The sequence below is a fragment of the Deltaproteobacteria bacterium genome, assembly GCA_018668695.1.
Taxonomy (GTDB): domain Bacteria; phylum Myxococcota; class XYA12-FULL-58-9; order XYA12-FULL-58-9; family JABJBS01; genus JABJBS01.
The window spans coordinates 1-16873 of record JABJBS010000327.1; the positions used below are offsets into that span (position 1 = coordinate 1).

General features: G+C 49.0%; 14 protein-coding genes and 1 tRNA gene. 10 read left to right on the top strand and 5 right to left on the bottom strand.

Features of this window, described 5'->3' with window-relative positions; genetic code table 11:
- The coding region (locus HOK28_18365; GenBank protein ID MBT6435068.1) for a hypothetical protein at window positions 1-1062 on the bottom strand (1062 nt) is incomplete at its 3' end.
- A gap of 505 nt (window positions 1063-1567) precedes the next feature.
- Here HOK28_18365 and HOK28_18370 point away from each other — a divergent pair.
- A complete protein-coding gene (locus tag HOK28_18370; GenBank protein ID MBT6435069.1) occupies window positions 1568-3802 on the top strand; it encodes a carboxypeptidase regulatory-like domain-containing protein in 2235 nt (744 codons plus the stop codon).
- A 36-nt stretch (window positions 3803-3838) separates the two neighbouring features.
- On the opposite strand, the gene HOK28_18375 is transcribed toward HOK28_18370, so the two are convergent.
- Complete coding sequence (locus tag HOK28_18375) at window positions 3839-4375, bottom strand: hypothetical protein (GenBank protein MBT6435070.1); 537 nt, start codon at window positions 4373-4375, stop codon at window positions 3839-3841.
- Between the two features lie 812 nt (window positions 4376-5187).
- Here HOK28_18375 and HOK28_18380 point away from each other — a divergent pair.
- The 4 genes from HOK28_18380 to HOK28_18395 all read left to right on the top strand — a co-directional run bounded on the left by HOK28_18380 (window position 5188) and on the right by HOK28_18395 (window position 10121).
- Window positions 5188-6957 (top strand): acyl-CoA dehydrogenase, encoded by a 1770-nt coding sequence (locus HOK28_18380; protein MBT6435071.1) that lies wholly within the window; start codon window positions 5188-5190, stop codon window positions 6955-6957.
- A 355-nt stretch (window positions 6958-7312) separates the two neighbouring features.
- The gene (locus tag HOK28_18385; GenBank protein MBT6435072.1) at window positions 7313-8770 is read left to right on the top strand and encodes a hypothetical protein; all 1458 of its coding nucleotides are present in this window, start codon (window positions 7313-7315) and stop codon (window positions 8768-8770) included.
- Window positions 8771-9670: a hypothetical protein gene (locus HOK28_18390; GenBank protein ID MBT6435073.1), complete on the top strand. Its 900-nt coding sequence runs from the start codon at window positions 8771-8773 to the stop codon at window positions 9668-9670.
- A gap of 16 nt (window positions 9671-9686) precedes the next feature.
- Window positions 9687-10121, top strand: coding sequence for a hypothetical protein (locus HOK28_18395; protein ID MBT6435074.1), 435 nt, complete (start codon window positions 9687-9689; stop codon window positions 10119-10121).
- Here HOK28_18395 and aceK read toward each other — a convergent pair.
- Window positions 10118-11857: a bifunctional isocitrate dehydrogenase kinase/phosphatase gene (aceK, locus tag HOK28_18400; GenBank protein ID MBT6435075.1), complete on the bottom strand. Its 1740-nt coding sequence runs from the start codon at window positions 11855-11857 to the stop codon at window positions 10118-10120. The genes HOK28_18395 and aceK overlap by 4 nt on opposite strands.
- Before the next feature lie 196 nt (window positions 11858-12053).
- Between aceK and HOK28_18405 the strand changes: the two genes are divergently transcribed.
- Window positions 12054-12464, top strand: a complete 411-nt coding sequence (locus HOK28_18405) for a hypothetical protein (protein ID MBT6435076.1) — start codon at window positions 12054-12056, stop codon at window positions 12462-12464.
- Window positions 12465-12551: 87 nt separating this feature from the next.
- Window positions 12552-13001, top strand: a complete 450-nt coding sequence (locus HOK28_18410; protein ID MBT6435077.1) for a cyclic nucleotide-binding domain-containing protein — start codon at window positions 12552-12554, stop codon at window positions 12999-13001.
- 71 nt (window positions 13002-13072) lie between these two features.
- Here HOK28_18410 and HOK28_18415 read toward each other — a convergent pair.
- Together HOK28_18415 and HOK28_18420 are read right to left on the bottom strand one after the other, a co-directional pair.
- Window positions 13073-13161, bottom strand: a tRNA-Leu gene (locus HOK28_18415).
- 105 nt (window positions 13162-13266) lie between these two features.
- Complete coding sequence (locus HOK28_18420; protein MBT6435078.1) at window positions 13267-13641, bottom strand: hypothetical protein; 375 nt, start codon at window positions 13639-13641, stop codon at window positions 13267-13269.
- An 835-nt stretch (window positions 13642-14476) separates the two neighbouring features.
- Here HOK28_18420 and HOK28_18425 point away from each other — a divergent pair.
- From HOK28_18425 to HOK28_18435, 3 genes are read left to right on the top strand one after another with little or no spacing between them, the layout of a single operon-like run.
- A complete protein-coding gene (locus HOK28_18425; GenBank protein MBT6435079.1) occupies window positions 14477-15697 on the top strand; it encodes a sigma 54-interacting transcriptional regulator in 1221 nt (406 codons plus the stop codon).
- On the top strand, window positions 15694-16476 hold the full coding sequence (locus HOK28_18430; protein ID MBT6435080.1) for a hypothetical protein: 783 nt from the start codon (window positions 15694-15696) through the stop codon (window positions 16474-16476). Before HOK28_18425 ends, HOK28_18430 begins: the two co-directional genes overlap by 4 nt.
- Window positions 16470-16862, top strand: coding sequence for a hypothetical protein (locus HOK28_18435; protein ID MBT6435081.1), 393 nt, complete (start codon window positions 16470-16472; stop codon window positions 16860-16862). The genes HOK28_18430 and HOK28_18435 overlap by 7 nt, the downstream gene beginning before the upstream one ends.
- The last annotated feature ends 11 nt before the right edge of the window (window positions 16863-16873 follow it).

A 16873-nucleotide genomic window follows, 5' to 3' on the forward strand; every position in this document is an offset into this window, starting at 1 on the left:
GTCCACAGAAACTTCTAATGGTTCTTCTACAAATATCTCACAGTTGCTTACCGTGTAGGTGACTCGGCCGTCGTTGTACCCAATATCTCCTTCATAAGTGAAGCTATTGAGAACCTCAGGACTTTCAAAACCACATTGTGTATTCGTTGCGACGAGCTTTGCCAGGCCGGCGAAATCTCGAACCGCCAAGCGGCCTGCCGCAAGTCCCAGCTTCTCTTCAAGTGGGCATTCATATGCTACCGGCAAAAATAAATCTTCCACACAGGAAAAGCTATCCGCGAATACTTCTTCATTAAACTCGGGATCAAGCCCATCCTCATCATGCGGCACCGGCTCGTGCTTGCCCCAAACGGTAATATCTCCAGAAATCCTATTTTGATGATCTCCTATATTACCATTTTGCGCTTCAATATTCGAGCTATCTACGTCAACTTCAAAATCACGGTCTCCGGTATCTACATGAACGAGTGACGTGCCGTATGAGATTTCAGAAAACTGAATATTTGGTGTCAAAATGGAGCAAGTACCGTTTTCACCTTTTGCGAGTAGTGGTTCGATGACCGCTGAAATGGAGCCAGAGATCATATTCATCGCAGCTTCTGAATTCGATTTTTCGGAGATGAAGTTTTCGAAGCGGGCATTCTCGATAATGAATCGCGCCCCGGTTGCTTCAGTAGGAATCACTGCTTTTTCAGGGTTTCCCGTGATACGCCCTTCAACAATTTTTCGAGCAGAGATAATAAGTTTACCCTTTGCACGAGTTTCAACATCATTGCAGTCGGTAGAGAGCGACTCCCAATCCGTATACTCAATCTCACAATCCGTCACGGTATAAGTCAGAGATCCTGAACCGCCTACTGCTGCATCAGCTTCTGGGTTGTCATTGACCGCTGCACTGGCAAAGCCGCAGACATCATCGTTATTCACAGCCAGTAGCATCGCCCCAACATTGCGGACCGTCAGGCGAGCTACGCCGGTCCCTATTTTGCCGGAAAACCACTCGATACAGCCGACTTGGGTGGTCAAAATGACTAATAAGATGATTCTGCTGAATTTGGGCATGATTCTATTCTCTCCGTCATGGAAAATATTGGATGGTCCTCGAAGTGTTGCAGGGTACGTGCCAGAACCAAGTTCTCCATCATTCTTCAATGTTTTTGGGCTGCCCAATCATTTCTGACGCAGAGCGGCAAAAAATGACGCACGGGCCATCTTATAAAATGGGTTAAATACGCCACAATATGACGTGAGGAGTCGTTTTTTTCTAAGTAGATCTAAAACGCGACCGGGCAGTCACTCCAAGTTATTTCGACGACAAAAAAATAAGTATAGATATTACAGTCACTTAAAAAAACGTTCATTACGCTTAAAACAGGTAAAGTAGGAAGAAAGCGTTCTTTTGAATACATTATCCTACATTGTCGCACACTAATTGATTGACAGCCTATGACGCGGCGCGTATGGCCAAAATAACAGGATTAATGGGCGATTTCTTGGTGGGAGACCAGAACCGATGCAGCAGAACTTCAAAAACAATAGGGCACTTTTGTGCAAAAGTTTAGTGACCATGTCGTCACTAATTCTTCTTTCAGCATGTCAGATTCAGGGGCAACCCTCAGGCGCCGGCCAGTGTGCCCAAGCTTGTTCGGCATCGAACGACTGCAGTCTTGGCCAAGTTTGCTCATCATCAGGTTGCTGCGAAGCCTTCCAAGCGAGTACCGGCCCCTGCGAATCCGGTCATCCAGACTGCACGACCATCGACGAGGTATGTGACGAGCTCAGTGGTGGTTGCGTATGCGAGATCATCGCCAACGGCGACTACCAACTCGCAGATATTCTACCAACAGTGATCCTGGCGGGACCTCAAATAACTAACCTTGATGCAAAGGTCAGTGCAGCAGAAGGCGATGTGATTACCCATCACGGTTTCACGCTCTATGCTGATGACCCCAGCTGCATCACAATCGATGCAAATCAGATTGTCGGTTCACCCTACCCCTGCTCCACAACGCTGGTCGCTGAGTTTGGGAAGGCTGCTATTTGTGAAGCACATATTCTCAATGTGGGAGAGCCTTCATCAGACAGTGTAAGGGTACTGACATACGATGAGTCCACCGGCGCTCCCGTAGCTAGAGCTACAGTCATCATTGACCAGAACAACGATGGCCAAACTGACGCCATCGTACCCACCACCAGTGAGACTGGAATGACCCACTTTGAGCTTGGCGACGAGCAAAGAGCATCACTGACTGTTATGGCGAAGGGTTATCACTACGTCTCGTTTATTGGCCTCACGCTCGAAGAAGGCAAGACTCTTCACATTCCTCTCACGCCTGTGAATACGACCGCTCTTCGATCAGGTGTCAGCGGCACCATTGACTTCTCCGCTCACCGTGAAAACCAAATGAACGGCCTTGCTGAGTCCATTCAGCTGGCACTTGTCGCTCCTTCATTTCCTCTACGCTCACTTGTGCAATTCGATATTGATACAATTTTGGGAGGGCCAATGCCCTCCGTGGATTGTGTGGAAAATGCAGGCGCGCCGGGATGCTATGACTTAGGGATTCCAGGGGTCACCAACCAACAAGTTCCACTCTGGGGTGGCATGTTTTTCTCTTTTCAAGCCTCAGCCATGAAGCCTTTCTTTGAGATCAGATCGAGCCCTGGTTCACGTGCCCTCTGGAGCTTAGGCGGTGAATGGAGTTACGAAGAGATTGCACCATTGGCTGAGCGCATGATGGCCGCACCGGAGTGCATCACAGACCTAAGCACTTGCCTGAAAGACTATCGATATCGCTTAGCATCCAGCTTATTGCGTGATTGGTCACCCATGATGGCAAGACTGAGTTTTGGTTTTCAAAGTAATCTGCCACTGCATTCCATGCATCAGGCAGAATGGGACAACTACATCAATACTCCCTACGGACCAGAGCGCAGCAGCTTTAGCCAAATACCTTTACTCGATTCAGCGCACGGCTCACGTCATACCTTAGAGCTCAAAAACCCGGCGACAAATTATACAGAGATCATTTTACCCGAACTGCCAATGGGCCCTGTAGGGCATCCTACCGACGCGTTGATTGCCCTTACAGGGGTTACAATGAATGGCAGTGGGTTTATCCCAACCGGTGTCGCTGCAGGCTTCGACTGCTATGGCGACGATTGCCACCTGAATCGCGATGGTCATGACCAAGTGCTCAATGGCCAACCCATTTGTCCTGAGGATAGTTCCGATGACTCTGAAACCTGCGGCGAGAATATTTTAGGACATCAAGCAGCGGGAACCATTGGTCTCTTCCATGCGAAGACTGACGAAAGCCTCCAAGAACACACTCAGAAAACCATCATCATGGCCATGCCACTCGACGTACCCTATGAACATGGACTCAGCGCGACCGGTTTGATTCTGGAAGGTTCGTTGCCACAGGAAGCGGTTAATCTCGAAGGTTTATCTTTTCCATCGCACCTCGAATTGGAACTCGCTCCAGAGACCCGCTCTATCACCATGGGCAATTCGCACGACAACCTCAATGTTATAACCGTCTATCCTGCAGAGGAAAATCGTGAAGGACCTCATTGGACAATCTACGCCAAAGGCAACTCCAGTCACTACACCTTACCAAACGCTATTGGGTCGTTTGGTGACCCGTTGGCCAGTATTCACGCAAGCCGATTTTTACGATGCTCAAACATGTATCTCAAATCGGGAAATAGTATTGAGAATTCTCTATCTAGTTCACGGGGAATGAATCAGTTATTTAACAATGCTCTTGGATTCGCAACTCACCATCAGACGTGGTGATGGTTTCAATTGTTGAGGGGAAGATTGGGTAGGCTATTAAGCCATCACATTTAGAACGCCGCCTACTGGAAGAGATCCAGATCGAAGCGCGTGTCCATTTGGATCATAACCCGATGCGTTCTTCATCGACGTAAAAAAACTCTTAGACATATTTGCCGCACTGCCTGAATCGAAAGCAGCACCAAATTGCTTCGAATTTTCCATCGAAGCTTTCGAGTTGGATTTACTGACCTCAGCATTTCTCTTTGAACCCTCAAGCGCTAAGTCGTCAGCACTTGGCCCGTCGATCGGGCTTTTCGCCTTCGGGCCCGCTGGGTCCGATTTCGCTTTGGCCAAGGCATCCATGGGATCGTAGGGTTGAGCGTTCTTTTTCTTAATGAGTGCGAGGTGTAAATTAGCTTTTTCGGGGTTCTCGGCAGCTTCTTTACTTACCTTTGCGTGTAAGCTCTCTTCAGGCTTGCCCGCTTCAGCCATTTCTTTAGCTTTTTCAAGGTGAATTTGCTGTTCAGTCTTACCCACGGGGCCCATGCGGACCTTTTCCGCCACCTCTAACGCGGTGAGGGATTTCGGCATTGTCGACTTTTTCAATCGACTGTTCATTGCCTGACTGCCAAAGGCCGAAACGCCTCCGATACTGCCCATAAGATACCTGCCCTGAGATTGCTGAAATTGGGGTGCAATCCCACTACATTTAAAATTCTAGCAGCATGGATCAAAATGAGACTAATTCTAAGCACAAAAAAACGCCTTCGCAGCGCGTCATTGTCCGAAAAAAGGATCTTTTTGACCTATTTTGGGTCAAATCCGGCTTACTCAAAACTGTTTCATTCTCAGAACAGCTCACATGACTCGTTTTGACAAATTCGACAGAGCCCGTAAGAAAGGCCTCATATCACCCGGGGTGACCCAGAACCACTACTGTCCCATTATAAAACGAAACAATTTATCGGCAATAAAAAGAAACTGTCTCAAGTCGCAACAAGCAATAAAAGAGCGAGCAAAACCTGTCAATTATTCGGCCAAATGGGCCACCAAAAACATGACCGCTGGGTCAAACGAGCGCCGGTTACCCTGCATAGAGTGGCAACCAACAGATCGACAAATCGAAACTTTTGCCCAAAACCGTCGGATTTAGTCGAAGAAAAGTTCCATTTGGCGTGTCAAAAACTCCATTTTGGGCAAAAATGGTGAAATCAGGGTTCATTGTTAATGTTTGACCCAAAGGTCTTGACCTTGGAAAAACCATATGATGAATCTGGACTCAGGGAATGACATGATGCGGCATAGCCGTTTCGGGCTTGGAGTCAGTGACACACAATGGGTGGGTCCGCACTTCAATACGCATAACCAGACGCGCATATTCCAGCAGTACAAAGGGCCATACAATGCAAATTTATAAGTTACCTGTTGAAGACATTCGATTCATTCTAGAAACATTTGGTTACGAAGCACTCACCGAGCTTGAAGGGTACGAAGCGTACGACCTCGAAACGACCATGGCTATGATCGAAGAGTCTGGCCGCTTCGTTGTAAACGAGTTCCTTCCTCTCAACCGCACGGGTGATATCGAAGGTGTAACGTACAACCCCGAAGATCACAGCGTCACAACGCCCAAGGGCTTTAAAGAGCTTTACGCCAAGTTCGTTGAAAGCGGAATGATTGGGATTTGTCATCCCGAGGAGTTCGGCGGCGGCGGAGCACCCAACATCATCGGTGTGATGTTAAGCGAAATGGCTATGTCTACAAACAAGAGCTTTGCCATGGCCTCGGGGCTCAGTAATGGCCTTGTAGAAGCCCTCTTGCACCACGGAACAGACGAGCAGAAAAAATACTATCTTCCTAAATTGGTATCGGGCGAATGGACAGGCACCATGTGTCTGACAGAGCCTCAGTGCGGAACCGACTTGGGCTTGATGAGCACCAAAGCCATTCCCGAAGGTGACCACTTTTTACTCACAGGTCAGAAAATTTGGATCACGTTTGGAGAGCATGACCTCACCGACAACATTCTCCACTTGGTCCTCGCGAGACTTCCTGACTCACCTCCTGGGATCAAAGGAATCAGCCTCTTCGTCGTGCCCAAATTCTTAGACAACGGTGACCGCAACTCAGTACAGTGCGGCGGTCTTGAACATAAGATGGGAATCCACGCATCACCAACCTGTGTCATCGACATGGAAGATGCACACGGCTGGCTTGTAGGGGAACCCCACAAGGGCATGCGCGGCATGTTTACGATGATGAACCATGCTCGCCTCAACGTAGGTCTCGAGGGTGTTTCTCTTGGTGAAATCGCCTATCAAACGGCGCTGGAATACGCCAAAGACCGGCGACAGAGTCGTGCGCTTGATAAAGCGAAACAAGACAAAGACCACACCGCTGACAATATTCTCGTTCACCCAGATGTTCGACGGATGCTTCTCAATATTAAGTCAACCAACGAAGGCATGCGTGCACTGGCTTACTGGGTGGGCATTCACCTCGACCACGCTCGTAACAATACCGATGAAAAAATTCGTGAAGACTCATCAGATCTGGTCGCTCTCCTTACTCCCGTGGTGAAGAGCTTTCTCACTGAACGTGGCTTCTACAACATCTCAGAAGCAATGCAGGTTTGCGGTGGTTCTGGGTTTACCGTGGAATGGTCCATTGAACAGTATCTACGTGATTTAAGAATCGCGATGATTTACGAGGGAACCAATCACATCCAGGCTCTTGACCTTGTGGGTCGTAAATTGCCTATGGGTATGGGCCGCCTCTTTAAGAAGTTCGCTGGAATCATCACCGAGCACATCCAAGAGCACAAAGACAACGATGCAATGACCGAATTCTTGGAGCCCTTAAAAGACGCTTCCAAGAAGCTCACTGCGGTTACCATGGATCTTTCAGCGAAGGCGATGCAAGATCCTGAAGTGGCTGGAGCAATTGCTTCCAACTACTTAAACCTCTTCGCCTACACAGCACTTGCTTATGTCTGGTCTGTGTCGGCCGCAGCATCACTTGGCCGCGAAGGAAGCTTCTACACAACCAAGGTTAAAACAGCGCGGTACTACTTCCAAAACGTTCTTCCAGAGATGAATGGACTTTTGGGCGTCATTGCTGCTGGTAAAGACCACATGATGTCGTTTACCCCGGAAGAGCTAGAGTCTCGCTGAGTAATCTAAGGCGTCTCACGGCGCCTCACAGCATCTCTCATATGATCATCATCCATCCATAAAACTTGGGCTCTCGTCCGAGCAATGCGTCATTATCGGCCCTGCCACTTCTATTACATAGGTAAACCCTCGAAATTAGGGAGCTATCGGCGCACTGGTTTATTTTTTACCCAAGATACGACCGAGCAGTGTATTTCTAAGACACACTGCGGGGTAGCAGTATGGCGCAGAGGCAACGCCTGGGATCTTGGACCGACATTCTCCAAATATCCCGAAGAGTTTTTAACTCCGCCTGCTCTCGAAATTTTGGCCTAAGGCCAGTCGTTTTTAGAACTTTAAATTTTGGAGCTTATATATGCCTACGATTCATTCCACAGGGATCAATCCGACCAATCTCAATATCAACCAACCTGCCAACCTTCCAACACCGCTGAACGCACCGACCACCTCAGGTGCAGCCGACGGCTTCTCAATGGGCGGTACTCAACACGCTGACCAAATTCTCAATAGCCTTGGACTCTCGGCTATCGATACCACTGGACTCATGAACCAGCTTAGCCCTTCTCAGCATCAAGCCCTTACCCAGCTCGGTGGCCAGGCTCTGTCTATGAGTACCTCTGAGTTGCAAAGTGCATTTTCAAGCTTTGTCAGCGGTACACCTGTTGTGGATTATCAAGATGTAAACGCGCTGGTTCAGCAAGTGCTTCGTGAAGCCTACACACAAAACACCGAAGACCTTCGTATGTATGCGGAGAAGGTAAAATTCTACAACAAGGTAAAGCAGGCACTGCGCGATGAACTTAACACCGCACGCAAGTCTCTAACAGCAGCAGGGCCTGGAGAGCCGGAGACCACACTCAATGCACCTTTCTCACCCACGCATACTTCATCTACATACACGGGTAATCAAGATATTCAGCAATGGTCAGGTGTACGCGATTCGCATATTCGGTCCGCTGATGCCAAGTTCAGCACCGGTGACTTTGCCGGCGATTGGCAGATAACGAGTGGCAACCGTTGGGATCCACTGGCGATCGACTTAGATGGCGATGGACAAATATCAACCATCGATGCTGCAAACGGTGTTTTCAATTTAGCCAGTAATACTGAATCACAAGGCGTCAATGGTGCATGGAGTTCCATTCAAGGTGGAAATGTAGCGGCCGGCGCCTCTATCACACAGTCGAGTAGCGGACTTTTGTTTAACGGAACCCAAGAGCGGCAAGTAGACACGAAGTTTACAGAGTGGTTCGGCCCAACAGAAGGCATTGTCGTGTTCGACCGTAACGGTGACGGCACCATCCAAGGCACTGACCTCTTCGGCGATAAAAATGTAACAGGTCGCGATGTCGCCGACGGTTACGAAGACTTGGCACTGCTCGACACCAACAATGACGGCGCCGTGGATTATAACGACCAAGATTTTCACAGCCTTCAAATCTGGCAGGATGCCAACAGCGACGGCATCGCTCAGGAGGGCGAGCTCACAAGCTTGTTTCAAAATGGACTCACCTCTTTGGCCACGCAGGCAAGCGGCGGAGCGGCTGCAGGTGAAAATGCAGATATCATCGCGGCATCCAACAATCTCGGTGCAGTTAATTCTGAAGGCGCTCTATTCACCAAGGGACAGCTTGGGGATTATATCAAACAGGTTGAGGACCAACTCAACTCAGTTGGCGACGACGCGCAGCTTGCAAACGTCGATCTTCAAAACATGCTCCAGAAGCAGCAACAAACGCTTCAAATGATGAGCAACATCAGTAAATCGCTGCATGATACGGCTATGTCAGTTATCCGTAAAATGGGCGGCTAATTGTTAGACCTGCAACAACTTATCGAACCTCTCTCCTTGGAAGAGTTCCTGGAACGTGACTTCAGTCGCAATTGGAGACACTTTCAAGGAGAGCCTGGCCGGTTCACGAATCTCATTTCAGAAGAGCTTGTGCTCAAAAGCATTGATTCGCGTGATATCACCGCGAATAGGCTCACCATGCTCCATGGCGGTGAACTTATTGCCCAAGAACTCTACGCATCACCCGGTTCGGCTCCTACACTTATTCGTCCTGAGGCCAAACGTATCAAGCATCATCTCAACCAGGGCGCGGTTCTTCTTCTCACCCACGCAGAACAACTGCATCAACCTCTCTGGGATGCTGCTGAGTCGATTGGGAACCAGCTCGAGGAATCGGTGACCGTTAATGTGTATCTTGGCGGGCCGCAATCAAAGGGGTTTGGCCTTCACATCGACCACCATGACGTATTGGTGATGCAGGTTGAAGGGCATAAAAGCTGGGAAGTTCGAGAGCCCAGCCTTAAACACCCTCTGCTCCTACCCGACCATATCACCGAGCCACCGGACGAAAAGCTCTGGCAAGGAACTCTCGCCAGCGGAGAGATGCTCTACTTGCCACGTGGTTACTGGCACAAAGCACATGCACAAGACGCTACCTCTCTCCATCTCACTTTCGGGATACAACCTTGCACAGGTCTTCACTTCCTAGGCTGGATACGCAAACGGCTCTTGTCCAGCGAAGCCTTTAGAAATGATATTCCGCGGCACAATAAGGACACGATGAAAAATTACCTCGAGTCTCTCGCGGCAGCAGTTCAAGAACTTCACGATACAGAGCACCTTGAACTCTTTTTAAAAGAACATGCGGACCGCATTCATTCAGAGCGAACGAAACTTAAAATAACCCTTCAATCCCAGTAATACTCAGGAGAGTAAGATGCGAAATTATGGCACCAACTCCGCCTACGCAGTCATGCGGATTCTAACCATGGCAAATATCGTCAAGCGAACCATGAGCGACAAGCAAATGCGTCTACTTCGCGATATCGCAGCCGCTCAACAACTAACTCAAGATGATGTTCTACGAGTTGTAGCCGAATATGAAATTGATGCTGCACAAAGCGGCGAGTCCGGACCTTTTTTCAATGCCGACCGGTCACTTCCCCAAGCTCTGGTTCATGGTGCCTTAGATGAGATTCAAGGTGAATCTTTACAGCTCCAGGTAAGCCAAATCATGCACGCTCTACTCACACTTTCAGGTAGACCTCATAAAGATGAGGTACTCTTTGTTGAAAACGCCGTTGGCTACTGGGGCATTGGTGAAAGCTGGCGCACCTGGCTGCTTAATCAACCCACGCCGGTCGCGACCTAATATTTACGTTGACGGTCTTTTTGGTAAGGGAAGATTTCGATAAATTCACCACGCGCATGCACCTCCTGCATATCTCTCCAAAACCCTGGCGTAAAAATGTCGCCATGCGTCTCTTCAAACTCGCCCATACAAGTTCCCGGGATGCCAACAAATGAGCGAAACTCTTCCGGGAAGATATCGTTCTCGGCCACAGCAAACCAAGTCTCGGCTTCCATCTCTTCAAAGTCATAACGAGGTTTTGGCATGACTCGAAAATTACAATCGCTAAGCACACACAGCTCATCGTAGTCATAGAAGACCACACGACCATGCCTGGTGACTCCGAAGTTCTTTAGGAAAAGGTCACCCGGAAACAAGTTGGCCGCCGCAAGCTCCTTCAGCGCCATGCCATAGTCTAAAATCGCCAGCCGGCTGGACTCTTCGTCGGCGGTAGTCACATATACATCCAGAGGAACAACACGGCGCTCCGTGTAGAGGTGCTTAATGAAGACACTCTCCCCTTTCACACTTACCGTACTGGCAGCTGTTTGGCACAACTCCTCTAAGACTTCGGGGTCAAAACGGTCTTTGCGAAATTCCAGCGCTACAAACTCTTGAGCATCAACTAAGCGCCCGACTTTGTCGTGCTTAAAAACTAACTCGTAACAATCAAGAACCCGTTGACGGTCCGTTTTCTTAGGAGGCAGGAAGGAGTCTCTAATCACTTTGAACACGACACCATAGGAGGGCAAAGTGAAAACCACCATCACCATCCCTTTTTTACCTTTGGTAAATTCAAAGCGGTCACTTGAACGAGCCATGTGCCAACGTAAATTGCGGTGCAGCTCAGTCTTTGCGTGCTTGTAGTGGCCGATGGACGCATAAAGTTCATCAATGCGTTTAAGTGGCATAATCGTGCTGAGAAATTCAATCATCTTTCGGTGATGCTTTGCATTCACGAAGAAATAGGAGTGCGCAAAACTAAATAAGATGCTGACGGAGTCTTCATCAAGCAAGACCGCATCCAGAACAATGGCATCATCTCTATTTCTCAAACAAAAAACGATGGGTAGGCATTCATCTTCTGCGCTAAGCCGGCCAATGATGTAGGCACCGCCATCGCGGTAAAAAACAGCCGTCAGGAAATCAAGGGAACGAATGTAACCCAAAAGGCCGACCTCCTTGAGACGTTGATTGACCGCCTTAGATACGTCAGCGGAAATGCTATCCAAATCTGCGAAAGGAGTTTGGAAGCTACAAAAACTCAAAACTGCAGAAACCAGGTTCTCACAGGAGTCCTGCCATGGGTAACGCAGATGAGACGGCAATTCGGGCATCGCGGTATTAATCTCAAAATCGGAATCATAAAATTCAATGCCGGCATCCAACCCGACGGTCCCATGCACTCGGCGAGTCACCGAATTATAGAAAGTCATGGCGAGTTCAACGTCATAGCGAATTTCAATCAATTCGCAGTAGCTCTCCTTGGCATCCACCCAAAGCGAATTGTTTGTGTAGTTCTCTCCCAAAAGGCCTGCCAATTCTGCAGCTACACGCTTGGCGCGAATATCATAAAGCTCCAATCGCTCTGTCGCGTCTTGGTCGGCTCCTCGGTAGTCACGCGTCTCGAATCGTTCTCGTGCCCGAAGCGTAATCTGGATGAAATCCTCTTGATAGCGTTCAAACGCGGCATAAACCGAACTCGCCACAGCCAGAGGTGCGGCTTCACGCGACAGTTTTGCTCCTGAAAAAGCCATCTCATAGTCCCCTAAGTGCCTAAAATTACTTGGCATGGCACAAGTTATGCCAAGCACACCCAACACTCAAGGAGCTGAAAGTCTGGCTGAACGGCTCAAAAAACAGGCAGCCTCAAACTTTTGAGAAACTCTTAGGATTTTCGACCGATAACTTAATTAACCAGGGAATGAATTCTGGCATAAACCGAGCAAAATCATGAGTAATGCCTATTCACACAAAGCGCTGCAGGCGGCCAGTTTAACAAGTGTCGTTGGATGCGACCCAGACGGAGTGGTGGATAATAGGCCTGGGATATCCCACCCCAACATGCCCCGAAACAAAAGCGCTCTTAAGGACGCTAAGAGCCTGGCTTCGCGCGACCTTTTTTCAAGAGATCCACAACATGGCCGTGATCTCGTGAACAATACGCATAAAACACCCGGCAAACAGACAGATGGAAAATGGGTCATTGGAATTGGAATGCGTAACCCCGCCGGGCCAAACCGTAAACTTAACCGGAAAAAGCGCAAGCAAAACGGGGTATGGGTCGCTGATGACGAGATGACGCTCGAGCCGCTGGATGGCCCGGAGACGATCAACGAAGGCCCAGACAACCCAGACACTTAAGACCAAGTGTATTCCATTCTGGCTCCAACCTCCCCGATTCCGCTATGCTTAGAACCAAGCAACAACGTTTACCAGGGAATTCAGGATATGCGGGAAGTTGTTATCTCCGAGACGACACGTCAGGTAATTATGCGAATGGTCCGCGAGGTCTATTTCATGAACGCACTCGAAGATGCCGAGGTTGAGCTCATTTTGGGTGCGCTCAAGCTCATGGGATACAACGAAGGCGAGACCATCATTAAAGAGGGTTCTGAGGGCAACAGCTTTTATATCATCCTCGAGGGAGACGTTCGGGTCGTAGTCGGCAAAAAGTTTCTACGCTCTGGTAAAGAAGTTGCCCGGCTTGGTCCTGGTGATTTTTTTGGAGAGACCGCCCTGGTTTCAAATCAACCACGTAATGCCACGGTGATTTGTGACGGTACTGTTCGAGCCGTAAAACTTGAGCGTTCCGCGTTTGAAAGCTTAAAAAGTAGTAATGATAATTTCAGTAAAGCGATGGATCACATCGCAGAGCATCGTCAGCTCAAAACGAGTTAGCTCGCTTAGCCCAAAGCAACTATCACCAACAATATCTGGATTTGATTTTCGTAAGGCTGGAAAGTCAGGCTTGGTGCCGCCTCCCGGAATCGAACCGGGACGGGAGTTTAAGCCCGACGGATTTTAAGTCCGTTGTGTCTACCAGTTCCACCAAGGCGGCACGTGTAGCCTGATTTCCTGATGCTTTGTCATTTTCTCAAATTGAGAATCTCACAAGCAACCTAAATATCGTAGGATTAAAACCGCTGGATACGGTTTTACCAAATTAAATGAAAGGCTTGGAATCTGTTGACAGATTAACGGGAGCCACTTCTTCTATTGGTTGGGCCTCAACGACCTCTGGACTTGCTTCAGTACCAATTTCTACGGGTGCCGGTACGGCTGCCGCGACAGGAGTCGCTGCTGCAGGGACCGCCGCTAAAGGTACTTCTTCAACGTCAGACTCTACTGGAGCAGATTTTGCCCAAAATGGAGGCTGCGCGTAAACAGGAACTCCATCGTCAGTAGTCTGAACAGTCTCATCTACACGTGGCAGCTGCTTCTTACGAGGCAGACTCACGTCTTGAGGTTGTTCCTGTGGTTTGGGTTCCTCTTGCACTGAAATAGCATCAATGATCAGAGACCCGACCCAATCGCTCATTTTGAGACCGCGAGATTTACAATAAACCTTCGCTAGCGCGTGGGCGTCATTCGATAAGTGCACGACCTTTGACACTGCAGTTACCTCCGTGGATTTAAGTACCGCTCGAGATTCTAGGCTCAACAAGAGCTAGATGTTTATCCCTAGTTGCCACCAACATTCAACCATAAGCGACGCTTATAATCATGTGGATGCAATTAAAGCAGGAAGCCAGCTACCATAGACCACCGCATGTGACCAGAGCTCAGACTCAATTACTCAATGGTTTTGGGTGTGTGCAAAAGCGAAAATCAGCACACCAAACAATCCAACGAAATTTGGGGGGTATGATTATTAATCACTCGGGAGATTGTTTGATGCGCTGGGGGGGAAACTCGAATTGGTTGACGGCAGGAGTCTTCGGGAAACGATAACACATGCGGGTACGCGCTAAGTTCTCAAGCCGAAATTGGCCTTTGAACTATGTATCACCTGCTCTTTTAAGGTTTCCTGCCAGACCATCCGGCAGTGCCCATTGAAACCAAAATTAAGCTCCCGACGACTCTCCGTCCGTCAGCAAGCGCGATTGGGAAGGTCATCCGTATGCCCGGGGGGACTCACGTTTCGTTCACAGCTTCGCGCTTGCTACTAGTGATTGCACGGTGTGTGCCAAAGTGAAGAAAAACAATCTTATATAGTAAAAAGTAAGTAAATTCAGGATCTTAACAAATTTAGGCGCTCAACGGCCAAAACCGATCGCCAACGTACAAGTTCGGCGCTGAGAACAAAATTAACCTACAAGGTTCGTGATTTCGAACTTGACGGTGAAGGCCTCTGTATGAGGGAATCCACCATAATGACGAAGCAAAAAACCCTCCCAAAATTTGCCCATGTAATTGACGAGGTTTGCGGAACTTTAGGGGTTGTCGGGGACGACCTCTTAGCCCATCTCCAACGCGAGATACCTTCGAAAATACTGTTTAGACGTGCCCAAGACGTCGTCCTGCTCTCAGGCCATACAGGGACCGGTAAAGAGGTTGTTGCCTCTACCTGTCACCATGTAGCCAAAAAGGGATTAGGACGTACTGGAGAGCTCGTTGAAGTCAACTGCGCCAACTTGGGCGGCGGTGTCTTCGAGAGCCAACTCTTTGGCTACAAAAAAGGTGCATTTACCGGCGCTGACCGTGATTTTGCGGGCCTCGTGGGCCGTGCAGGAGGCGGAACACTGGTCCTCGATGAGATCCAGTCTCTTGAGCCACAAGACCAGGCAAGATTACTTCGCTTTTTAGGCGAGCGAGAATACCGCTCAGTGGGCGATGACAAAGTTCGCTCGAGCGATGCACTCATTATTCTGTCGACCAACCGAGACCTATCCGAAATGGTTGGAAATGGTGAGTTTCGCCGTGACCTTATGGATCGTGCACCGGCGAAAATCTACATCCCATCGCTCTACGAGCGGCGCAGAGATATCGGGCAACTGGCGCAAAGCTTTGCCATGCAGGTTTCAAAAGACATGGGCATGGAAGATGAGTTCTTCGGTTTTACGAGACGCGCCCGAGCCGATATCGAAACCGCTATTATTCGTTCGAACGAAGTGAGTATTAGACGTTTACGCGAAGTGATTCGCAACGCCGTATTCTCAGCTGCCGTTGAAGAGATGCCAGAAGCGCTCGACAGCGACTGGATGCTGCCCATCCTCGAGAGAGAATTTACATTCTCCATCGCGGACCGAGATGCACAAGACCAAGACGAACTAGACCGCGAATTTGATATGTTGGTTGCTCGAACCAAGCTCAAAGAAGTCGCAGCACATCATCATGTAAGCCCGCAATCATTGAACAAATTGGTCGCGGCAGTGCACAGCCTCATTGACGATATGGATAACCCCAATCGGACGTATCGCAACATCACGGAGCGGACCCATAGGCTCTCTAAAGTCGCGTTATGGCTGGTTTCTGGGGCTGAAACCCAGGCTCAGTTCAGACGCTACTTCGGCAAACACAACTCAGAGATGCCGACCAAGAGCGTTGCACACCAGATTTATTACGAAGTGTTTCCGAAGGAGCGTAGGGGATGAACGCCGCCGCGAGCCATACGGTTGTAGAGTCAGAATTGGCTTATGACCTCTTGCAAGACCACACCGAACTGGTATTAGCTCTACTAGAGCGCCCAATGCCCAAGGGTGAAGTCATAGAGATGCTCGGGACCGAAACTCCTTTGAAGCGTCTTCTAAAGCATGGGCTTGTTTCCCAGGAAGGCAATACCATTTACGCCGTCGCCGAAGCCTACACACAGGCCCGGCAAGAAGGCATGGTAACATTTCTAGAACGATATATTCTGCCATCGCTTAGCGCGAGCCTATCCGTAGGTTCTGATGTCGACCCCGGTGGCATTGCAAATGTGTGGTCAGTTCCTCTGAAACTTTCACCGAAAGAATTAGATACTGTCCGCCCAGATAATATTGATGAATTTTTTGATGAACTTTTGAAAGCCAGTGATTTACCCGCCCAGGGAATACTGTCACGCCTAAGCGTTTTGGTTATCGGCACCTCGAGAGAGATTGATAGCGAAATTTCAAAAGAAGATGCAATTCTTAAGCAGTTAAAGTGTGCTTCCATTCAGCGCTCAACTGCCGACGAAAAGCATTTAGCGATTTTATCGCAATTTGATTGTCTAGCAGACAGCGGACGGTTTGAAGCAGCCCGAGATGTTGTGCAGAAGCTAGTCGATAACGTGGATGTTCAAAGAGCAACCACGCCCAGTGAAGCAAATTACCACCTAACCGTGGCCACCCATTGGCGATGTACCGCCGCCAGTGGACTGGATAACGAGGTGGAAGCGAGTCAGTTATGTTGAAGAAAAAAGTAGTAAATCTTATTCTCGTAATCGGTATGGGCCTAGTTCTTGGTCTCATGCCTGCCATGGCAGCCGCAGGTGGAATTATCACCCACGGTCGCATGACTTCTGAGAATGGACTTGAACAAGAAGACGATGAGCAATCAGACGATGATGGTCTCAGCGAAACTCAAATTAAGAATCAACTGTATCTACTGGTATCGATGATTCTAAATGGACATGAGAGTTTTGCCACCACAAGTGAAGATGCTGAAGATAACGGCAGCACCTTGGCAGCATCGCCTGACGATGACACCGAAGCCGGTGGATGCCAGCAGTTTCCTGTATCTTCTCTTACGAGCCTATTGGGATTCGCGTGGCTCATGAGATTACGCCGACGCCGTTAAGCTAAAATGTT